At 64.1% G+C, this 17,844-nt stretch carries 12 protein-coding genes; 5 read left to right on the forward strand and 7 right to left on the reverse strand.

What is annotated here, in order from left to right; translation table 11 throughout:
* Positions 1–217 precede the first annotated feature (217 nt).
* From ACMDCR_RS27680 to ACMDCR_RS27700, 5 genes are all read right to left on the reverse strand, one after another.
* On the reverse strand, positions 218–1,243 hold the full coding sequence (locus ACMDCR_RS27680) for a hypothetical protein (protein WP_413989697.1): 1,026 nt from the start codon (positions 1,241–1,243) through the stop codon (positions 218–220).
* Between the two features lie 488 nt (positions 1,244–1,731).
* The gene (locus ACMDCR_RS27685; protein ID WP_413989698.1) at positions 1,732–2,736 is read right to left on the reverse strand and encodes a rhamnose ABC transporter substrate-binding protein; all 1,005 of its coding nucleotides are present in this window, start codon (positions 2,734–2,736) and stop codon (positions 1,732–1,734) included.
* 31 nt (positions 2,737–2,767) lie between these two features.
* Complete coding sequence (locus ACMDCR_RS27690) at positions 2,768–3,799, reverse strand: ABC transporter permease (protein WP_413989699.1); 1,032 nt, start codon at positions 3,797–3,799, stop codon at positions 2,768–2,770.
* Positions 3,796–6,375 carry an ATP-binding cassette domain-containing protein gene (locus ACMDCR_RS27695; RefSeq protein ID WP_413989700.1) on the reverse strand — a complete coding sequence of 860 codons (2,580 nt, stop codon included), beginning with the start codon at positions 6,373–6,375 and terminating at the stop codon, positions 3,796–3,798. The genes ACMDCR_RS27690 and ACMDCR_RS27695 overlap by 4 nt, the downstream gene beginning before the upstream one ends.
* 259 nt (positions 6,376–6,634) lie before the next feature.
* The gene (locus tag ACMDCR_RS27700) at positions 6,635–7,906 is read right to left on the reverse strand and encodes an ROK family protein (protein ID WP_413989701.1); all 1,272 of its coding nucleotides are present in this window, start codon (positions 7,904–7,906) and stop codon (positions 6,635–6,637) included.
* A gap of 303 nt (positions 7,907–8,209) precedes the next feature.
* Between ACMDCR_RS27700 and ACMDCR_RS27705 the strand changes: the two genes are divergently transcribed.
* Together ACMDCR_RS27705 and ACMDCR_RS27710 are read left to right on the forward strand one after the other, a co-directional pair.
* Positions 8,210–9,028 (forward strand): lytic transglycosylase domain-containing protein, encoded by an 819-nt coding sequence (locus ACMDCR_RS27705; protein ID WP_413989702.1) that lies wholly within the window; start codon positions 8,210–8,212, stop codon positions 9,026–9,028.
* Positions 9,029–9,764: 736 nt separating this feature from the next.
* Positions 9,765–11,357 (forward strand): arylsulfatase, encoded by a 1,593-nt coding sequence (locus tag ACMDCR_RS27710; protein WP_413993749.1) that lies wholly within the window; start codon positions 9,765–9,767, stop codon positions 11,355–11,357.
* 117 nt (positions 11,358–11,474) lie between these two features.
* On the opposite strand, the gene ACMDCR_RS27715 is transcribed toward ACMDCR_RS27710, so the two are convergent.
* Entirely contained in the window at positions 11,475–12,119 is a 645-nt protein-coding gene (locus ACMDCR_RS27715; protein ID WP_413989703.1) for a TetR family transcriptional regulator C-terminal domain-containing protein, read from the reverse strand.
* 129 nt (positions 12,120–12,248) lie between these two features.
* On the opposite strand from ACMDCR_RS27715, the gene ACMDCR_RS27720 reads away from it, so the two are divergent.
* Genes ACMDCR_RS27720 through ACMDCR_RS27730 form a run of 3 tightly spaced genes read left to right on the forward strand, consistent with a single transcriptional unit; the run spans position 12,249 to position 16,627 of the window.
* The gene (locus tag ACMDCR_RS27720; protein ID WP_413989704.1) at positions 12,249–13,868 is read left to right on the forward strand and encodes a phytoene desaturase family protein; all 1,620 of its coding nucleotides are present in this window, start codon (positions 12,249–12,251) and stop codon (positions 13,866–13,868) included.
* Positions 13,855–15,429, forward strand: a complete 1,575-nt coding sequence (locus ACMDCR_RS27725) for a phytoene desaturase family protein (RefSeq protein ID WP_413989705.1) — start codon at positions 13,855–13,857, stop codon at positions 15,427–15,429. The genes ACMDCR_RS27720 and ACMDCR_RS27725 overlap by 14 nt, the downstream gene beginning before the upstream one ends.
* The gene (locus tag ACMDCR_RS27730; protein WP_413989706.1) at positions 15,422–16,627 is read left to right on the forward strand and encodes an aminomethyltransferase family protein; all 1,206 of its coding nucleotides are present in this window, start codon (positions 15,422–15,424) and stop codon (positions 16,625–16,627) included. Before ACMDCR_RS27725 ends, ACMDCR_RS27730 begins: the two co-directional genes overlap by 8 nt.
* Positions 16,628–16,663: 36 nt before the next feature.
* On the opposite strand, the gene ACMDCR_RS27735 is transcribed toward ACMDCR_RS27730, so the two are convergent.
* Positions 16,664–17,752: a saccharopine dehydrogenase C-terminal domain-containing protein gene (locus ACMDCR_RS27735; protein WP_413989707.1), complete on the reverse strand. Its 1,089-nt coding sequence runs from the start codon at positions 17,750–17,752 to the stop codon at positions 16,664–16,666.
* Positions 17,753–17,844 lie beyond the last annotated feature (92 nt).

Genomic DNA, 17,844 nt, shown 5'->3' on the forward strand with positions numbered 1-17,844 from the left:
CCCACGGGCCGGACGGCCTGTGCGAGAGGAGCGGCCGGATGGTCTGCGGCTAGAGCACGGTGGCTTTAAGTTCGATTGCTTTGGCTGTCATCCCGGGCTGAGTTGCTCGCGAGCGCAGCGAGAGAGAACGAGGGGAAGGGGATCCAGGGGCCGACAGGGCAGAGACCTCGGCCCCTGGATCCCCTTCCTGATAGGCAGTCGCGGAAAGGACCCAGCCTCACGCGGCGAGGGTATTTCCGACGAGGCGATACCCGACCGTAAACGGTGTCCCCGGCTCGATCGTCAGCGCTGTGGCGATCCCCTCCTTCGCGATAGGATTGTCCGCTCCCGCGATCACGCTGCCGAAATCGAAGGCCGAGGCCACCGGCTCGACGCCGACGCAGAGGTTGCGTCCGTTCCACGGCGCGAATTTGCGGCCGCGATTGCTCATCCACAGCAGGCAGGAGGGGAGCTTCGTCGTATCCCAGCTCAGGTCCCAGGCGACCCTGTCGTGGTGGTCAACCAGATGCATGCCCTTTTCGATGCCGCAGAGCTGGATGATGTCCTCGCGGTCGTCGGCGAAGGGCAGGCGGTCGAAGCGCTCGTGGCCGCCTCCCTTGAGCGCCACGTCGGCAAGGCTGGCGATCCGGCTGTTTGGCGCGGCGCGGGCCAGCACCTCGTCGACGGGATGGGTCAGGCCGAATTTGTACGGCCCAGGCTCGATATGGAAGGAGCCGGGCGCCCCGCGCAGTGCGAAGTTGGGATGGAAGCCGAACGGTCTGACGCAGCGCCGCTGCGCCAAGATCTCGACGGCGACATCGAGGCCTGCCTGTCCGTCGAGCGGCCGGATCGAGCGAGTGATGCGCTGGATGGGCGAATCCGGAGGATAATCCAGGCCGAGGACGATTTCGCGTTCGGTCTTCGATACCAGGCTCCATTCGGCGTTGGCGCTGTAACCATGCAGCAGAAAATCGCTCTCGGCGAGCGCCGAAGCCGGCACCGGCGCATCCACAAGGCTGTGCCAGGGCTCCACCAGCCGGTCATCCGGGCCGTAGACCCGTCCGAAGGGCAGGCAGGGCCAGTCGCCCCTGAGGTTGCGCACCTCCGGCTCGACCGCCTCGCCGGCCGTGATCCAGGGCGCCTCGTGGAAGGGCTCGACCTCGCGGCCGTCCTCGAGGCGAAAGCGCGTGCGACCGATGGCGCCGGCGCCGCTGTGGACAGTCACGCTGCCATGGGACCAGTCGAGCGACCAGCTATCCGTCATGTCGTATTCCTGAATTGAGGGGTGTTGATCCAAGGAGCGGATATTGAGCTAAAGCGTTATGGTTTTTGTTTCGATCGGCTGTCATCCCCGGCGGGCCGAAGGCCCGGGAAGGGGATCCAGGGGCTCATATGGCAGAGACCTACAGCCCCTGGATCCCCTTCCCTCGCAGTCACAAGCAACAGCTTGTGACATGCTCGCCGGGGATGACAGTCTCTCTTGGCGCGTGGCGATCAGGTCTAAAGCCACTTTGCTCTAGCAAGTGTACCGGACCCGTCATTCCGGCCGAAGCGCCGGAATCCATGAACACTGTCCTCGGAGGATGGTGTTCATGGATCCCGGCTCTCGTTCGTCGCCCGGGATGACGGGTCCAATGCACCGGCACGCCCTTGCCGGAGCATGGCCAGATCGGAGACAATGCCTGGGATGCCCAGGATAAGTCCTGGCATCCCAAGTCTTACATTCTCCAGCAAGGCCCGTGTTCAGGTTCCTCAGAACTTGAACTCTTCGACATTGGCAGGCGTGACGATCTTCGCCGGCCCAAGCACCACCTCGCCCTTGGCGCCGACGGTATAGTCACCCAGCCGCCCGGCCTTGAACTTGCCGCCTTCCTTGCCGTCGATCTTGCACTGGGCCAGCGCCTGCGCCCCGTAATAGGTGAGGTAGCCGAGGTCCTTCACGTTCCACCAGATATCCTGGACCGAACCGTTCTGGATGTATTTCTTGATCAGCGTCGCCGGTGCAAGGCCGGTGAGCTTGACCTTGCCGAGGCTCCCGGCCTGGTCGAGCGCGCGTGCGGCGGCCGGCAGGCCGATGCCGGCGGGAATGATGATGCCCTTCAGGTTCGGGAAGGCTTGCACCAGGCCGAGCGCCTGCTGCTGGTTGATCTGCTCGCTCTCCTGGCCGTAGGCGATCTGCACCAGCTTCATCTTGGCGTATTTCGGCTCCGTCAGCCGCTTCTTCATGAAGTCGATCCAGGCGTTCTGGTTGGTGGCCGTCGGAGTCGAGGAGAGGATGGCGAAATCACCCTCGTAGTTGATCATCTGGCCCATGCTCTCCAGCATCATCTCGGCGAGGCTGTCGCCCTTGGCCTGGTTGAAGAACAGAGTGCGGGCGGATTCGGCGACATCGGAGTCATAGGAGACGATGCGCACACCCTGCTTGACGGCGCGCTTCAGGGCCGGCGCAACGGCATTGGCGTCATTGCCCGAGATCGCGATGACGTCCACCTTCTGCGACACCAGATTGTTGATGAACTCGATCTGCGCCTCGGCGGTCGCCTGCGAGGGCGCCTGCTGGATGACCTTGCCGCCGATCTCGCCCTGCGCCTCTTCGGCGCCCGTCTTGGCGACCTGGAAATAGGGGTCGGTGTCGAGCTTGGGCAGGAAGCCCACCGTCACCGGCTCCTTGGAGCATTTCTCGGCGGCCAGAGCGCCGGTGGAGATGATGGTCGCGCCCAGCAGCAATGCCGCCGTAGTCAAGAGATGCTTCGTCATTGGGGCCGTTCCTCCTTGTGGCTTTCTTCGTTCAAGGTGCTTTCGACTTGCCCGCCCGGCCGCTTGAACCCGGCCGCGCGGGACGATCCGGTGCCAGTGCGGATTGCAGCACCGTGTAGAAGCGTTGCGCCGTCGTGCTCATCAGCAGCGAGAGGATGAGCAGCAGGCCGATCACAGTGCCTTGGGCATCGCCGCCGATCTGGCTGAGGCCGAGCACGTTGCGCAGGGTGGCGATCAGCACCAGGGCCAGGAACACGCCGGTGAGCTTGCCCTTGCCGCCGAACACGCTGACCCCGCCGAGCAGGGCGATGGTGATGACGTCGAGCTCGAGGCCGATGGCATTGTCGGCGCGGGCATTGGCGAGGCGGGCAGTGAAGACGATGCTGGCAATGGCGCTGACAAGGCCGCTGACGATGAAGAGGCTCAGGCGGATGCGGGCAACCCGCACGCCGGCATAGAGGGCGGTATCCGGACTGCCGCCAAGCGCGTAGATGCGCCGGCCGATGGCGGTCTTCTGCAGGATGATGGCAAAGACCGGCGCCAGCACCAGGAAGGGCACGATCGTCCAGGGAAGGGGCGAGTCGCCCAGCGTGTTGATGCCGAAATCCGTGAAGGAATCCGGGAACTCGTTCACCGAATCCGTGCCGAGGATGATGTAGCCGATGCCCCGGAACATCGCCATCGTGCCCAATGTGACGACGAGGGACGGCAGGCCAAGATAAGTCACCAGCGCGCCGTTGAAGGCGCCGCAGAGGATGCCGGTGGCGAGCGCCCCGAGGATGGCGATTTCCTGCCCATACCCCGCCTGGATCAGCACGCCGAACACCACGCTGCTGAGCGCCAGGATGCTGGCGACCGAGAGGTCGATCTCGCGGGCGATGATGAGGAGCACCATGGGCAGGACGATCAGCGCACGCTCGGAGGCGCCGGCGATCGCCTGGGAAATGTTGAAGCCGGTGGCGAAGTTCGGCACCGCCAGCACGGCGTAGGCGAGCACGGCAACCGTAAGCAGGCCGAGGAAGTTCTCCCAGGTGGCGAGTCTTTCGAGAAGTCCCGTCTTCATCGCCGCCTCCGCGCCAGCAAGGTGCGCCGGCCGATCACCGTATCGACGCCAACGGCGAGGAGGATGACGAGGCCGTAGACGCCCTGGAGCCAGAGCGGATCGACCCGCACCAATGTCAGCCCGTTCTGGATGACGAGCAGGGTCAGTGCGCCAAGCACCACGCCGAGCACCGAGCCGGCGCCACCCCGGATGGCGACGCCGCCCACCACCACGGCGGCGATCACGGTCAGCTCGAAGCCGAGCGCCACGCGGGCGTCGATGGTGGCATAGCGCGAGGCCCAGAGCGCACCGTCAAAGCCGGCGAGCAGGCCCGCCAGCATGAAGGCGCAGAGCACCAGGGCGGTCTTGCGGATGCCGATGAGGGAAGCACCGTCCGGATTGGAGCCTATGGCATAGAGCTCGCGCCCGACGGGCAGGTAGCGCAGCGCAAGGCCGATGGCGACGACGCAGACGAGGGCAATGAGGATCACGGCGGGAATGCCGGCGACGCGCGCGCTCGTCATGTCGAGCCAGTCCTGCGGCACCTGGTCGGCGCTGATCTGCTTGCCGCCGGCCCACAGGCTGTTGAGACCGCGAAAGACCGACAGGCTGCCGAGCGTGACGACGATGGCCGGCACCCGGCCAAGGGTGACGACGAGGCCATTCAGCGCTCCGCACGCAAGGCCGATGCCGCAGGCGACCGCAATGCCCAGCAGGATGGAGGCCTCGGGATGGCCGTGCATGAAGCTCGCCGCGCCATAGGCGGAAAGGCCGATCACCGAAGCAACGGAGAGATCGATATTGCGGGTGAGCAGCACCAGCATCTGCGCCACCGCCACGATCATCAGCAGCGCCGCGTCCATGGCGACGGCGGTGAGGTTCTCGGCGCTGATCATGCGCGGGTTGACGGCCATAACCGGAAGGGCCACCACGGCCATGGCGGCAATGAGGCCGAGCTCACGATGCCGAAGCAGGCGCTGCAGGAAGGAAGGCTGCGCCTCCCGGCTCTCCACTTCGCCGGCATGCAGGGGACCAGCCAGGACCATGCCGGCATCGGCGCTGTCGGCATCGGTGGCGGCGCGGATCACCCGCTCCTGGTCGACATCGCCGCGGGAGAACTCACCGGTGACCTCGCCCTCGCGCAGCACGACGATGCGGTCGCACATGCTGACCAGCTCCGGCAGCTCGGAGGAGATCAGGATGATCGCAAGGCCCTGCTGGGCCAGTTCGGCGATCATGCTGTGCACTTCGGACTTGCTCTCGACGTCGATGCCCTGGGTGGGCTCGTCGAGGATGAGGAGGCGCGGGTGGGTAGCAAGCCATTTCGACAGCACCACCTTCTGCTGGTTGCCGCCAGACAGCGTCTTCACCGGCTGATCATAGCTGCGGAACTTCAGCTTCAGGCGCTTGAGATGCGGTTCGACCAGCGCAAGCTCCTGCCGGCGCATCACCAGGCCCGCGAAGGTCGCCTTCTCGATGACGGGCAGCGAGGCATTGGCGAGGATGGGAAAATCCATCACCAGGCTCTGGCCGAGCCTGTCTTCCGAGACATAGGCGATGCCGGCGGCCATCGCGGCCGGCGGATCCGCGAAGGAGACCTCGCTGCCGGCGAGCGTGACGGTGCCCGACGTCGGCTGGTCGATGCCGAACAGCACGCGGGCGATCTCCGTGCGCCCGCTGCCGACGAGGCCACCGAGGCCGACGATCTCGCCGGCGCGAACGGTGAAGGAGACATCGCGGAAGGCTTCGTCGCGCGAGAGGCCGGAGACCGCCAGCACCTCCTCGCCCGGCCTGCTCTCCCATTGCGGATAGATCGCCTTGAGCGGACGGCCGATCATCATCTGCACCGCCTGGTCGCGATCGAGCTCGGCGGCCGGCTTCACGCCGATGAGATGGCCGTCGCGCAGCACGGCGATCCGGTCGGCGATGCGAAAGATCTCCTCCATGCGATGGCCGACGAACATCATCGCCACCTGCCGCGCCCTGAGCTGGGCGACCACCGCGAACAGACGCTCCACCTCGCGCTGGGACAAGGCGGCCGTGGGCTCGTCCATGATCAGCACCTTGGCATTCACCGAAAGCGCGCGGGCGATCTCGACCAGCTGTTGCTCGGAAGTACGCAGCTGGTTCAATCGGTCCTCGGGTGCGCAGGAAAGGCCTACCACCTCCAGAAGCGCCCGCGCCTCCTCGCGCATGCGGTCATAATCGATGCTGCCCAGAGCGCGGCGCGGCATATGGCCGACGAAGATGTTCTCGAAGACCGTGAGGTCGCCGAACAGGCCGGGATGCTGATGCATCACCGCGATGCCGCGGCGCTGGGCTTCGAGCGGCGACCAGTGATCCACCGGCTGGCCATCGATGATCACAGCCCCCGAGTCGGGCCGGTAGACGCCGGCAAGCAGCTTCACGCAGGTGCTCTTGCCAGCGCCGTTTTCACCAAGAAGGGCGAGCACCTCGCCCGGCAGGAGGTCGAAGCTCGCCTCGGCGAGGGCAATCGTGCCGCCGAACCGCTTGGAGGCGTTGCGCAGGCCGGCCGTTGCGGCGGGAGCCGCGGCCACCGCCTCGCCCGGTATCTCATTGACGACGGCGCTATTCATCGCAGGAAACTGGATTCGGGGCGGCGGAAGCAGTGAAGGCCGGCCCAGCCATGCCTGACCGGATCACCGTGGGCATCTCCCCCATGGTCGCCTCCTCAATGCGCTTAATTATTAAATCAAATGGATATATCCACGAAGGAAGCGAGTCAAGCAAGGGCATGGCATTCGAAGCACTGAATGGAGTGGCAGTCTCCGACTGCCAATTTTCTTCCGACGCAAGTAGCGGTTCCAAGAGTGGCGGTCGGAGACCGCCACGCCGTCATTGCGCCCGGATATAGGTCTGCAGGCTGATGCGTCCCGAACCCGGCGCCTTGGCCTTGACCAGCGTGCCGCTGTCGGGGGCGAACATGGCGTAAAGCGGCAGGATGGCCGCCCCGATCGCCGCCGCTTGCGGGCCAATGGTGCCGACCTCGATGCGCGGCGCCACCAGGCCCTCAGGCACGATTTCCCCGAAGCGCTGCGACACCGCCTCCACCGTCCTTTCGAGGATGGCGGGTGGCAGGATACCGTCGATGACGATGCTGTCGACATCGACCACGGCAATGGCCCCGACGATCGCCTGCGCCAGGGCGTCGGCGCAATCGGCGATCCATTCACCGAGGAAGGGCTCGGCCTTTTCCCCCATCGCCTCCAATTCGAAGGCGCGTCGGATCGGCACGCCATTCTCGCGCAGATGATGGGTCAGCACATAGATCGAGGCGCGGCGCAGCAGGATCTCGAACGGCCCCTTGGGCGGGGGCACGGTAGACAGCAGGGAGGGCGTCACCGGATAGGGACCGAAGGCAGCCGAATTGCCATGCGGCCCCGTCTCCAGATTGCCATTGATGATCAGGCCGCCGCCGATGAAGGTGGCGATGAAGAGGTAGATGAAATCGCGAGTCTCCCGCCCCCGGCCATAGACGAGTTCCGCCGTGGCGGCGCCGGAGGCGTCGTTCTCGAAGAACAGCGGCAGGCTGATATGGTGGGTCAGCGCCTTCGCGAAATCGAAGTTTTCCCAGGCCTCGGTGATGGAACGCGGCATGCCCAGTTCCTTCGTCCAGCTGTCCATGAAATAGGGCATGGCTATGCCGACGCCCACGATGCGCTCGCGCAGGTCCGGAGCGAGGCTGGCGCGGAAGGTCTGGACATAGGCGCCGGCAAGATCGGCTACCGCCTTCGGTTCGGGGAATTCATATTCGCAGGTCTCGATGCGCAGGGTCTTGCCGGTGAAATCGACCAGCACGGCATCGAAGGCCCGCCGCCCGATATGCAGGCCGATCGAGAAGGCCCCGTCCGGCGCCGGGGCATAGAGAGTCGAGGGCTGGCCGACCTGTCCGACGCGCTTGCCCTCATGCCTGACAAGGCCGACTCCTTCCAGGTGGTCGACGATGGCGGCAACGGCTTGCGGCGTCAGATTGGCCGAACGGGCGAGTTCCGCCTTCGAGGCCTGGCCGAGCCGCTGCAGCGCCTCCAGCACCACGCGCTCATTGTAGCGCCGCACCTGGACGGAATTGCTGCCCTTGCGGCTTTCTGAGGCTGGCGGGCTGGACATCGCGTGGCACCACTCTTGAACAGGCGGCTGGTCGCTCCCGAGAGCTTCCTTATTTTATTAAAGCATTATGCTTAATTATCAAGCGCTGTATGCCGACTTCCGGGATGACGCTGCTCGCGACAGGCGTGGCGCTTCTGGCACGCGCCACCGCTCGGGCCTGCTATGCACAATCTTATTCAGAGCGGCACATCTATAAGTTGTAACTTTATCCTCGATGCGTTTACGGCTATCGACGAATCACAGCCCTGCACCGGCCATTCAGCCACACAATTCCATCAATTCGGTTCCCATCAGAGATACTCCATGCGCCTGTTCATCGCCTGCCTGTGCGCCCTGTTTTCGCTTGCGGTCTTCGCAGCCGCACCCGCCAGCGCCGCACAATGCGGCAATGATGCCGCCGGTTTCCCAGCCTGGCTGGACTCCTTCAAGCAGGAAGCCGTGAGCGAGGGCATCTCGGAAGACGTCGTCAGTGCGGCGCTGAGCGGCGTGACCTACAATACCACGGTGATTCATCTCGACCGCTCGCAGAAGAAGACCTTCGGCGGCACCTTCGAGCAGTTCGCCGCCGGCCGCGTCACCGGTGGGCGCATCGCCAAGGGCAAGGCGATGATGCAGCGCTATGCCGGCGTCCTCTCGCAGATCCAGAGCCGCTTCGGCGTGCAGCCCGAGATCCTGGTGGCGATCTGGGGCATGGAGACGGATTACGGCGTGGTCTCCGGCAAGATGCCGGTGTTCCGCTCGCTGGCGACGCTGGCCTATGACTGCCGTCGCTCCGATTTCTTCCGCAACGAGCTGATGTCGGCCCTCAAGATCGTACAGCGCGGCGACGAAACACCCTCCGCCATGATCGGCGCCTGGGCCGGTGAGATCGGCCAGGCCCAGTTCCTGTGCTCGAACTACCTCAAATATGCCGTCGACATGAATGGCGACGGCCGCCGCGATTTGATCCGCACCCCCGCTGACGTGCTCGGATCCATCGCCAACCTCCTGCAGGCCCATGGCTGGTCGGCGGGCGGCAGCTACGAGGTGGGCAGCAGTAATTTCGGCGTGCTGAGCGAGTGGAACAAGTCGACGAATTACCAGAAGGCGATCGTGCTCTTCGCCGAGAAGCTGCAGAGCTGAGAAAAGACCTTTCACGATCCGATTTCTCGACGTTCGGCCCGTCCTCGGATAACCGGGCATTTTGCTGTCCAGGGCCGAAGAACTTGGCAAATCTCGGCACCTAACAATGTAAGGCGCCCTCCCTCCCCACGAAGCTGGGGCGGGATCGAGGGTGGGGTGTGGGCGGAGTGAGGCACGCCCATGAGCCCACAGTGTCAGCTCATTCCCGGACCTTCAGCTCACGCCGAGTTTTACTCCGCCCGCACCGCACCCAAGAGCGTTGAGAACTTCTACGCCTCCCGCGAATGGCGCGACCTGATTGCTTCCATCAAGCGGGAGCGTAGCAATCGCTGCCAGCGTTGAGGCGAAGACGGCAGGACATCGGCGACCCGAAGGGCCGCGATACGGGGCAAAGTAGATAGCGAGCGCGATTATTCTCAATGAAACCAACGACAGATCTACAATTAATAGTTGTGAGCCGCTCGACCCGTAGACAAAAAAGAAGCGAAGGACTATAGTCCCGCCCCTCTCGGAAACAACTGCTTAGCCGTGGATCGGGCGGCATGACCGAGTGCTTTGGCCTTTATTATCTGTAAGGGCAATCTCGACTGCTCCTTCGTCCAATAGCCTTCCTCTTTCCTAGAGCGATCTTGCAGCTGGGCGTCCACGCGCGGATGCGAGTAGCGGCAATATGGAGCGCAGCATGAGTATTCGATCAAAGATAACCGAAATAAGTAGTGCGTTCGCTGGCGGCCTGATGCTCGCCACGACGGCGTTGGTTCCCACACACGCACAGACCCCCGCGCAGCCAAACATTGTTGTCATCATGGGCGACGATATTGGTATGTGGAATATCGGTGCCTATAGTCGCGGCATGATGGCCGGCAGAACACCCAACCTGGACAAGATTGCCAAGGAGGGGGCGCTGTTCACGGACTACTACGCCGAGGCCAGTTGCACGGCCGGCCGCGCCAACTTCATCACGGGTGAATTGCCCATCCGGACGGGCATGACCACGGTTGGTCAGGCCGGAGCGTCAGTCGGACTGCCGGCCGAGGCGGTGACCATTGCGACGGTTTTGAAGTCGATGGGTTATGCGACTGGCCAGTTCGGCAAAAACCATCTCGGCGACAAGAACGAGTTCCTGCCGACCGTACATGGCTTCGACGAGTTCTTCGGCTATCTCTATCATCTCGATGCGATGGAAGACCCTGCACACCCCAATTACCCCCAGGAACTGCTGGATAAGGTCGGCCCGCGCAATATGGTTCACAGCTGGGCTACCGACGTCGATGATCCCACAGACATGCCGCGCTGGGGCAAGGTCGGCAAGCAGAAGATCGAGGATGCCGGCACACTCTATCCCAAACGGATGGAAACGGTGGACGACGAGATTCGCGACATGTCTCTCAATTTCATGGAAAAGGCCCATAAGGAAAACAAGCCGTTCTTCGTCTGGCTCAATCCGACGCGCATGCATATCGTTACGCATCTCTCGCCGAAGTATGAAGCGATGCGAAATTCCAAGAACGGATGGTCCGAAGAAGAAGCCGGCATGGCCCAACTCGACGACGACGTTGGCCTGGTGATGAAAAAGCTCACTGACATGGGCGTGGATGACAACACCATCGTCCTCTTCACCACTGACAATGGTACGGAAGTCTTCACCTGGCCCGATGGCGGTCAGACACCATTCGCCCAGTCCAAGGGAACTGTCCTCGAGGGCGGCTTCCGCGTCCCCGCGCTTCTTCGTTGGCCAGGTCACGTACCCGCTGACACGGTTCAGAATGGTATATTTTCGGGTCTCGACTGGTTACCGACGTTTGTCGCGGCTGCCGGCAACCCGAACATTACGGATGAGCTATTGAAGGGCAAGACGATTGGCGACCGGACGTACAAGAACCATCTGGATGGTTACAACCAGTTGGACGCCATCACCGGCAAAGGGCCTTCCGCGCGACATGAAATCTTCTACCTCGGCGAAAGCACCGTCGGCGCAGTGCGTATCGACGACTACAAGTTCCGGTTCATCGACCAGCCCGCCGGCTGGCTAGGCGAAAAGACCCATCCCGACGTTCCCTACATCACGAACCTGCGGCTTGACCCGTTTGAACGGACAGGCTGGCCAAACAACGGGACGAAAGACGGAGCGCAGCAGTACTTCGACTGGTTCAAGTATCAATTCTGGCGGTTCGTTTTCGTCCAGCAGGTCGTTGGCAAGGAACTCCAGACCTTCATAGACTATCCCCCAATGCAGCGAGGGGCGAGCTTCAATCTCGACGCCATCAAAGCTGAGATGCAGAAACACATGGCAGAGGCCGAAGCGGCTGCAAAAGGCCCTGGGAATTAATAGGAGCTATCTTCGTAGAGGCGGGCGACCTCCGGACGGTCGCCCGCCGTTCCTCGCAACTGAACCTCCCCCAGCTTGGTGGGGAGGGCCCGTGCCTTGTTCTGCTGCGCTGAGTATTCACAACGGCCCCTTCGCCGAGAAATGCCCGGGCAGCAGCAGCGCCAGCTGCGCAGCCGCCACCGCCCTTGCCTCCTCACGCGAAAGGCTGCCGGGCGACATCATCAGATGCAGCCACAGCCCTTCCAGCATGCAGACGATGCCGCGCGCGAGTTGCGACGGCTCCACGCCGTCAGGCGCCAGCGCCGCGCAGAGCTCCACCGCCGTCGCCTGATACTCCGCATCGTTGGCGCCGCACATCTGGCGATAGGTCGGCCGCGTCTTCGCCTCGCCCCAGAAGGCGCACCAGGCGGCAAGCTTGCGAGGGGTGCAGATCGCGCGGTCGAAATCGGCCATGGCGAGCGCCCAGAGCCGCCGGGCCGGCTGCGACCCCGCCGTGGCAAGGGCCCCTTTCCAATGGGCGCGATATTCATCCGACAGGAAGCGCAGCGTCGCCAGGAGCAACTGCTCCTTGGTCTCGAAATGAAAGTTCACGATGCCGCGCGACATGCCCACCGCCTCGGCGACGACCCCGATGGTGGTGCCCTCATAACCGTGCCTCGCAAGGCAATCGATGGTCACCTCGATGAGTTCCTGCCGGCGTTCGGCGCCCTTACTCCTTCGGGTCTTCGCTTCACCAACGATCGCCATGTCGCTCGAAACCATCCTGCCTGCCTCGCCCAAGGCTAGACGAGGGCGAACGGCGCTTCAACAAAAAAGGCTGTACGATCGTTCAGTTTTGTGGCTTATTCTGAACGAACGTATAGCAATATTATTGCCTCCGGCAGGAAATCCATGAAGCGATATGATGCCATCGTCGTCGGTGCCGGGCATAACGGGCTGGTCAATGCCGCCTATCTCGCCAAGGCCGGCCTCAGCGTGCTGCTGGTGGAAAAGAACGACTGGGTGGGCGGCGCCGCGGTGAGCCGCTCGCTCTATCCGGGGTTCACCTATTCCAACTGCTCCTATGTCTGCAGCCTGCTGCGGCCCGAGATCATGCGCGACCTCGATCTGCCCCGCCACGGCCTCCAGATCATCCCCTATGAAGGCGGGGCAGTGTTCACCCGCGAGGGCGACTATCTCGCCACCTATCGGGACCATGATGCCCATCGCCGCGAGATCGGCCGCTTCTCGTTGCGCGACGCCGAAGCCTATGACCGCTATGCCACGGACGTCATCCGCCAGTGCCGCTTCATCCAGCCTTTCCTGCTCCGCACGCCGCCGGACCCGGCCTCGCTGAAGCCGCGCGACATCGGCGAACTGCTTTATCTCGGCAAGAAGTTCCACGGCCTCACCGAGCGGGAAATGTATGACACCATCCGCTTCTGGACGATGTCGATCTCCGACTTCCTCGACGAATATTTCGAGACAGACCTCGTCAAGGCGAGCCTCTCGATCTCCGGCATCATCGGCACCGCACTCGGCCCGATGTCGCCGGGCTCGGCCTATGTGCTGCTGCATCACTACATGGGCGAGGTGGACGGCTCGGTCGGGGCCTGGGGCTTTGCCCGCGGCGGCATGGGCGCGATCAGCCAGGCCCTGGCTGCCGCCTTCCGCGAGGCGGGCGGGGAGATTCGAACCGGCAAGGGCATCGAAAGCATCAAGGTGCGCGACGGTCGTGCCACCGGCGTGGTGCTCGAAGGCGGCGAGGAGATCGAAGGCGGCCTGATCGTCTCCAATCTCGACGTCAAGCGCACCTTCCTCAAGCATGTCGAGGAGCAGGCGCTGCCGGGCGACTTCGTGATGAAGGTTAGGAATTTCAAGATCCGCGGTTCCTCGGGCAAGGTCAACATCGCCCTCGATGCCCGGCCGCGCTTCCCCGCCTTGCCGGAAGGCTCGTCCTGCTATCGCGGCGACCTCCATTTCACCGATAGCGTGGAGCGCATGGAGCGAGCCTATGACGACTGGAAATATGGCCGCTGGTCGGCCGATCCCTTCATCGACATGATGATCCCCACCACGCTCGACCCGACCATGACGCCACCGGGCAAGCATTTCGTCAGCTGCTTCGTGCAATATTGCCCGCCCAAGGTCGAGGGCCGCGACTGGACGGATGCCGACCGCGACGCCTTCGGCAAGACGGTGATCGACCAGATCGCCGACTACGCGCCTGGCTTCAGGGACCTGATCCTGCACGCCGAGGTGCGCACGCCCCGCGAATTGGAGGCTGAAGTGGGCCTCACGGAGGGCAACATCTTCCAGGGCGAACTCACCTTCGACCAGCTTCTCTTCAACCGTCCGGTGCCTGGCTACGCGCAATATCGCAGCCCGATCCGGGGCCTCTACATGTGCGGTTCCTCCACCCATCCGGGGGGCGGGGTGATGGGCGCGCCCGGGCGCAATGCCGCCGCCGAGATCCTGCGTGACCTGAAACGCAAGCCAACCGGCATGAGTGAAGCCCATGCAGTCGTTTGATGCCATCGTCATCGGGGCCGGGCACAATGGCCTCGCCTGCGCCGCGCTGCTGGGTGCGCGCGGCAAGCGCGTGCTGCTGCTCGAAGCTGCCGAGATGATCGGTGGCGGCGCCCGCACCGTGGAATTCGCGCCGGGATTCAGGGTCTCCGAAATCGCCCACATCCTAGGCCAGCTCCATCCCGACCTCGTCTCCATGCTCAAGCTCGAGCGGCACGGGCTGGCGCTCGCCGCGCAGGCAATCCCCACCACGGCTCTCTCGCCCGACGGCGCGCATCTCACCTTCGAAGGCGCTTTCGGCGAGCGACTGAGCGGCGCGGTCTCGGACGAAGACCGCCAGGGCTGGGCGCGGTTGCGTACCCGCCTCCTCGCTTTCGCCGGCGTGCTCCGCCCCCTGCTGCGCGAGCAGCCACCGCGGCTGAGGAATGGTGGCGTTGCCGATATGCTCACCCTGGGCAAGCTTGCTCTCGCCGTGCGCCGTCTCGGCCAGGCCGAGATGCGCGAATTCCTGCGCATGGCCCTGATGAACATCGCCGATGTGCTCGACGAGGAGATCGAGAGCGATCTCCTCAAGGGCGCCGTCGCCTTCGACGCCGTACTCGGCACCCATCTCGGCCCGCGCTCGCCCAATTCGCTGATGACGCTCTACTATCGCCTGACGGGACAGTCCGGCGGCAGCCAGGCCGCGATCGCCTTGCCGAAGGGCGGCATGGGTGGCGTCATCGATGCCCTGGCTTCCGCCGCACGCGCGGCCCGCGTTGAAATCCGGACAAGTGCGGCGGTTGGACGCCTCCGGGTCGAGCAGGGCGCGGTGACCGGTGTCGTGCTCTGGGATGGCGAGGAGATCCGCTCACCCTGCGTGGTGTCGAGCTGCGACCCCAAGGCAACCATTCTGAAGCTCGCCGGTGCGCGCCACTTCGACACTGGCTTCGTGCGCCGGGTGAACAATATCCGCCAGCGCGGCAATGTCGCCCGGCTGCATCTGGCGCTCGAAAGCCTGCCGGACTTCGCCGGCCTGCCGCGCGAATTCCTCGCCGGACGGTTGCTGATCGCGCCTTCGGTCATGGCGATCGAGAAGGGTTTCGATGCCGCCAAATATGGCGGTGCCGCTGGCGAGCCGGCCTTGGAGATCGTGCTGCCGAGCCTCAGCGATCCCACCCTCGCCCCGCCGGGCAAGCATGTCGCATCGATCAGCGCGATCTATGCCGCGTCAGACTTCGAGCACAAGGCACCTGCTGCCCGCGAGAGTTTCCTCAAAGCCATCCTGGCCGTGTTGGAGCGTCACGCCCCCGGCATCGGCGCCCTCGTCAGCACCGCCAATCTGCTGACGCCCGGGGATATCGAACGCGGGACGGGCATGCCAGGCGGTCATTGGCACCATGGGGAGCTCGCCATCGGGCAGATGCTCATGCTGCGGCCGGTGCCGGAAGCCGCCCGCTATGCCACACCCCTACACGGCCTGTACCTTTGCGGCGCCGGCTCGCATCCCGGTGGCGGCGTCATGGGTGCCGCCGCCCTGAATGCGGCAAAGGTCATTCTCTCAGGGAAGCAACAGCATGCGTAATGCCCTCGCCAAGGATCATTTCCGCACGCCCCTGTGGGAGACGCCTTTCCATCCGCGCCTTGCCCTCCTTGCGAGCGCCAATGACTGGTATGCCTGGTCGGGCTACCGATCGGCTTCGGTGGTTCGCGACCGCGAGATGGAATATTTCGCCATCCGCAACGCCGCTTCGGTCTTCGACGTCACGCCGATGACGAAGTACCGCATCGAGGGACCTGAGGCCGAGGCTTACCTCAACCGCCTCACGCTGCGCGACGTCGCCAGGCTCAAACCTGGAAAGGTGCATTACACCGCCTGGTGCGACGATGACGGCAAGGTGCTGGATGACGGCACGCTGTTCCGCTTCTCACCGACTTCCTTTCGCCTGTGCTGCCAGGACCGCCACCTCAACTGGCTGCTCGATTCGGCCATCGGCTTCGACGTCGTCATCGAGGAGGTCACGCAGGCGATCGCCGGCCTTGCATTGCAGGGCCCGACCTCGGCGACCGTGCTGCGCAACGCCGGCTTCGACATCGAGGCAATGAGGCCCTTCGACATCGCGGCATTCGAGCGCGACGGCTTGAGGGTCGAGATCTCGCGCACCGGATTCACCGGTGATCTCGGCTATGAACTCTTCGTTGCACCCGATCAGGCATTGGCACTGTGGGACAGGCTTTTCCAGGCCGGCCGTCTCGCCGGCATCACCGCCATCGGCTATGCGGCGCTGAACCTCGCGCGCCTCGAGGCCGGCTTCATCGTCGCCAATGCGGATTTCGTCACGGCCGATGTGGCGGTGCGAGCCAATCGCCGCCGCTCGCCCTTCGAAATCGATCTGGACTGGATGATCAATTTCGACAAGGACTGCCATTTCAATGGCGCGGCAGCCTTGCGGGCGGAGAAGAAGGCGGGCTCCTCCCCGCACATTCTGGTGGGGCTGGATATCGAGGGCAATATCCCGGCCGAGCATGCGCTGGTCTATCACGGCGGCAAGCGCGAGGTGGGCCACATCACCGCCGCGGCCTGGTCCCCCACCGCCAAGCGCAACATCGCCCTCGCCTCGCTGCAACGACCTTATGGTGAGCGCATCAAGGAGAATCTGTGGGTGGAGATCTACGCTCTGCGCGAGCTCGTCTACCAGAAGAGCATGGTGCGGGCGCGGGTGGTCGGCAAGCCATTCTTCAAGCCGGCGAGAAGGACGCAGACGCCGCCAGGGGTGTTCTGAGCGGGAGGCGCGACGCGAGCCTCGTCCCCTCTCCCTTTACCGCCCCGCCACCTGCGCATAGGCTCCGCCAAAGCGGTTCGCCAGGAACGCCTCCAGCCCGATGTCCTCCTGGCGGATGAAACCGCGCTGCGGGAGTTCGCCCCTGGCCAGCATGTCGAGCACGGCGCAGATGGCGGAGGCCGTCGTCACCTGGATGGCACTGCGCAACTGCGCGCCGACGCGGCGGCTGTAGATCTTGTTGGCGTAGGTCTCCTGCACGAGTTGACCGTGGCGCTTGCCGCTGACGGTGACGAAGATCACCACCACATCCTGCACCGTGGTCGGCAGCGCATTCTCCAATATGTCCTTCAGCACTTCGCGCCGGCGCCGAAGACCGAGATCGTTGAGCAGCGCTTTCATGATGGCGGCATGACCGGGATAGCGGATGGTGCGGTAGTTCAGCGTCCGCACCTTGCCCATATAAGTCTCGCACAGGCTCCCGAGCCCGCCCGAGGTGTTGAAGGCTTCATAGGTCACGCCATCGAGCGAGAACTCCTCGCGCTCCTCCATGGCCGGCACCTCGACGCGATGACCGTCGACGATTGCCTCGCAGGGCTCGCAATATTCGTTGATGACGCCGTCGGTGCTCCAGGTGAGATTGTAGTTAAGGGCATTCGAAGGGTATTGCGGCAAGGCGCCGACGCGCATGCGGATGGAGTCCAGCGTGTCGAACTGCTTGGCGAGATCGTTGGCGACGATGGAGATGAAGCCGGGCGCCAGACCGCATTGCGGGATGAAGGCGCATTCGGCCGAAGCCGCGAGATCGCGCACCCGGCGGGTCGAGGCGACGTCCTCGGTGAGATCGAGATAATGCACATTGGCCCGCGCAGCCGCCTCGGCGATACGGGTGGTGAGTTGAAAGGGCGCTGCGCTCAGAACCGCAAAGGCACCGGTGAGCACGGCATCGAGCGCCTCCTCGTCTTGGATGTCGACCTCGCGCCGGACCACCGCGCCTGACAATTCGGCGTTGTCGAGCTGCTCCGCCGAGCGGTCTATCACGGTTACGCCGTAGTCCCCGCTCACCGCCAGGATATCGGCGATGGTCGAGCCGATCTTGCCTGAACCCGCAACCACGATCCTGCGCATGCCGTTTCCCCCTGCGAATCGCCAGCAACAGGATACGCTTGAGCTTCGTCCGATCGTAGCTATCATTTCGACGATATGCCGAACTATACCTG

It is taken from the genome of Labrys okinawensis (genome assembly GCF_047345005.1).
GTDB lineage: Bacteria > Pseudomonadota > Alphaproteobacteria > Rhizobiales > Labraceae > Labrys > Labrys okinawensis.

Bases quoted from the DNA above. Each gene is read 5' to 3' on its own strand.
- ACMDCR_RS27680 (WP_413989697.1), bottom strand. From the start codon at position 1,243: ATGACGGATAGCTGGTCGCTCGACTGGTCCCATGGCAGCGTGACTGTC.
- ACMDCR_RS27685 (WP_413989698.1), bottom strand. From the start codon at position 2,736: ATGACGAAGCATCTCTTGACTACGGCGGCATTGCTGCTGGGCGCGACC.
- ACMDCR_RS27690 (WP_413989699.1), bottom strand. From the start codon at position 3,799: ATGAAGACGGGACTTCTCGAAAGACTCGCCACCTGGGAGAACTTCCTC.
- ACMDCR_RS27695 (WP_413989700.1), bottom strand. From the start codon at position 6,375: ATGAATAGCGCCGTCGTCAATGAGATACCGGGCGAGGCGGTGGCCGCG.
- ACMDCR_RS27700 (WP_413989701.1), bottom strand. From the start codon at position 7,906: ATGTCCAGCCCGCCAGCCTCAGAAAGCCGCAAGGGCAGCAATTCCGTC.
- ACMDCR_RS27705 (WP_413989702.1), top strand. From the start codon at position 8,210: ATGCGCCTGTTCATCGCCTGCCTGTGCGCCCTGTTTTCGCTTGCGGTC.
- ACMDCR_RS27710 (WP_413993749.1), top strand. From the start codon at position 9,765: ATGCTCGCCACGACGGCGTTGGTTCCCACACACGCACAGACCCCCGCG.
- ACMDCR_RS27715 (WP_413989703.1), bottom strand. From the start codon at position 12,119: ATGGTTTCGAGCGACATGGCGATCGTTGGTGAAGCGAAGACCCGAAGG.
- ACMDCR_RS27720 (WP_413989704.1), top strand. From the start codon at position 12,249: ATGAAGCGATATGATGCCATCGTCGTCGGTGCCGGGCATAACGGGCTG.
- ACMDCR_RS27725 (WP_413989705.1), top strand. From the start codon at position 13,855: ATGCAGTCGTTTGATGCCATCGTCATCGGGGCCGGGCACAATGGCCTC.
- ACMDCR_RS27730 (WP_413989706.1), top strand. From the start codon at position 15,422: ATGCGTAATGCCCTCGCCAAGGATCATTTCCGCACGCCCCTGTGGGAG.
- ACMDCR_RS27735 (WP_413989707.1), bottom strand. From the start codon at position 17,752: ATGCGCAGGATCGTGGTTGCGGGTTCAGGCAAGATCGGCTCGACCATC.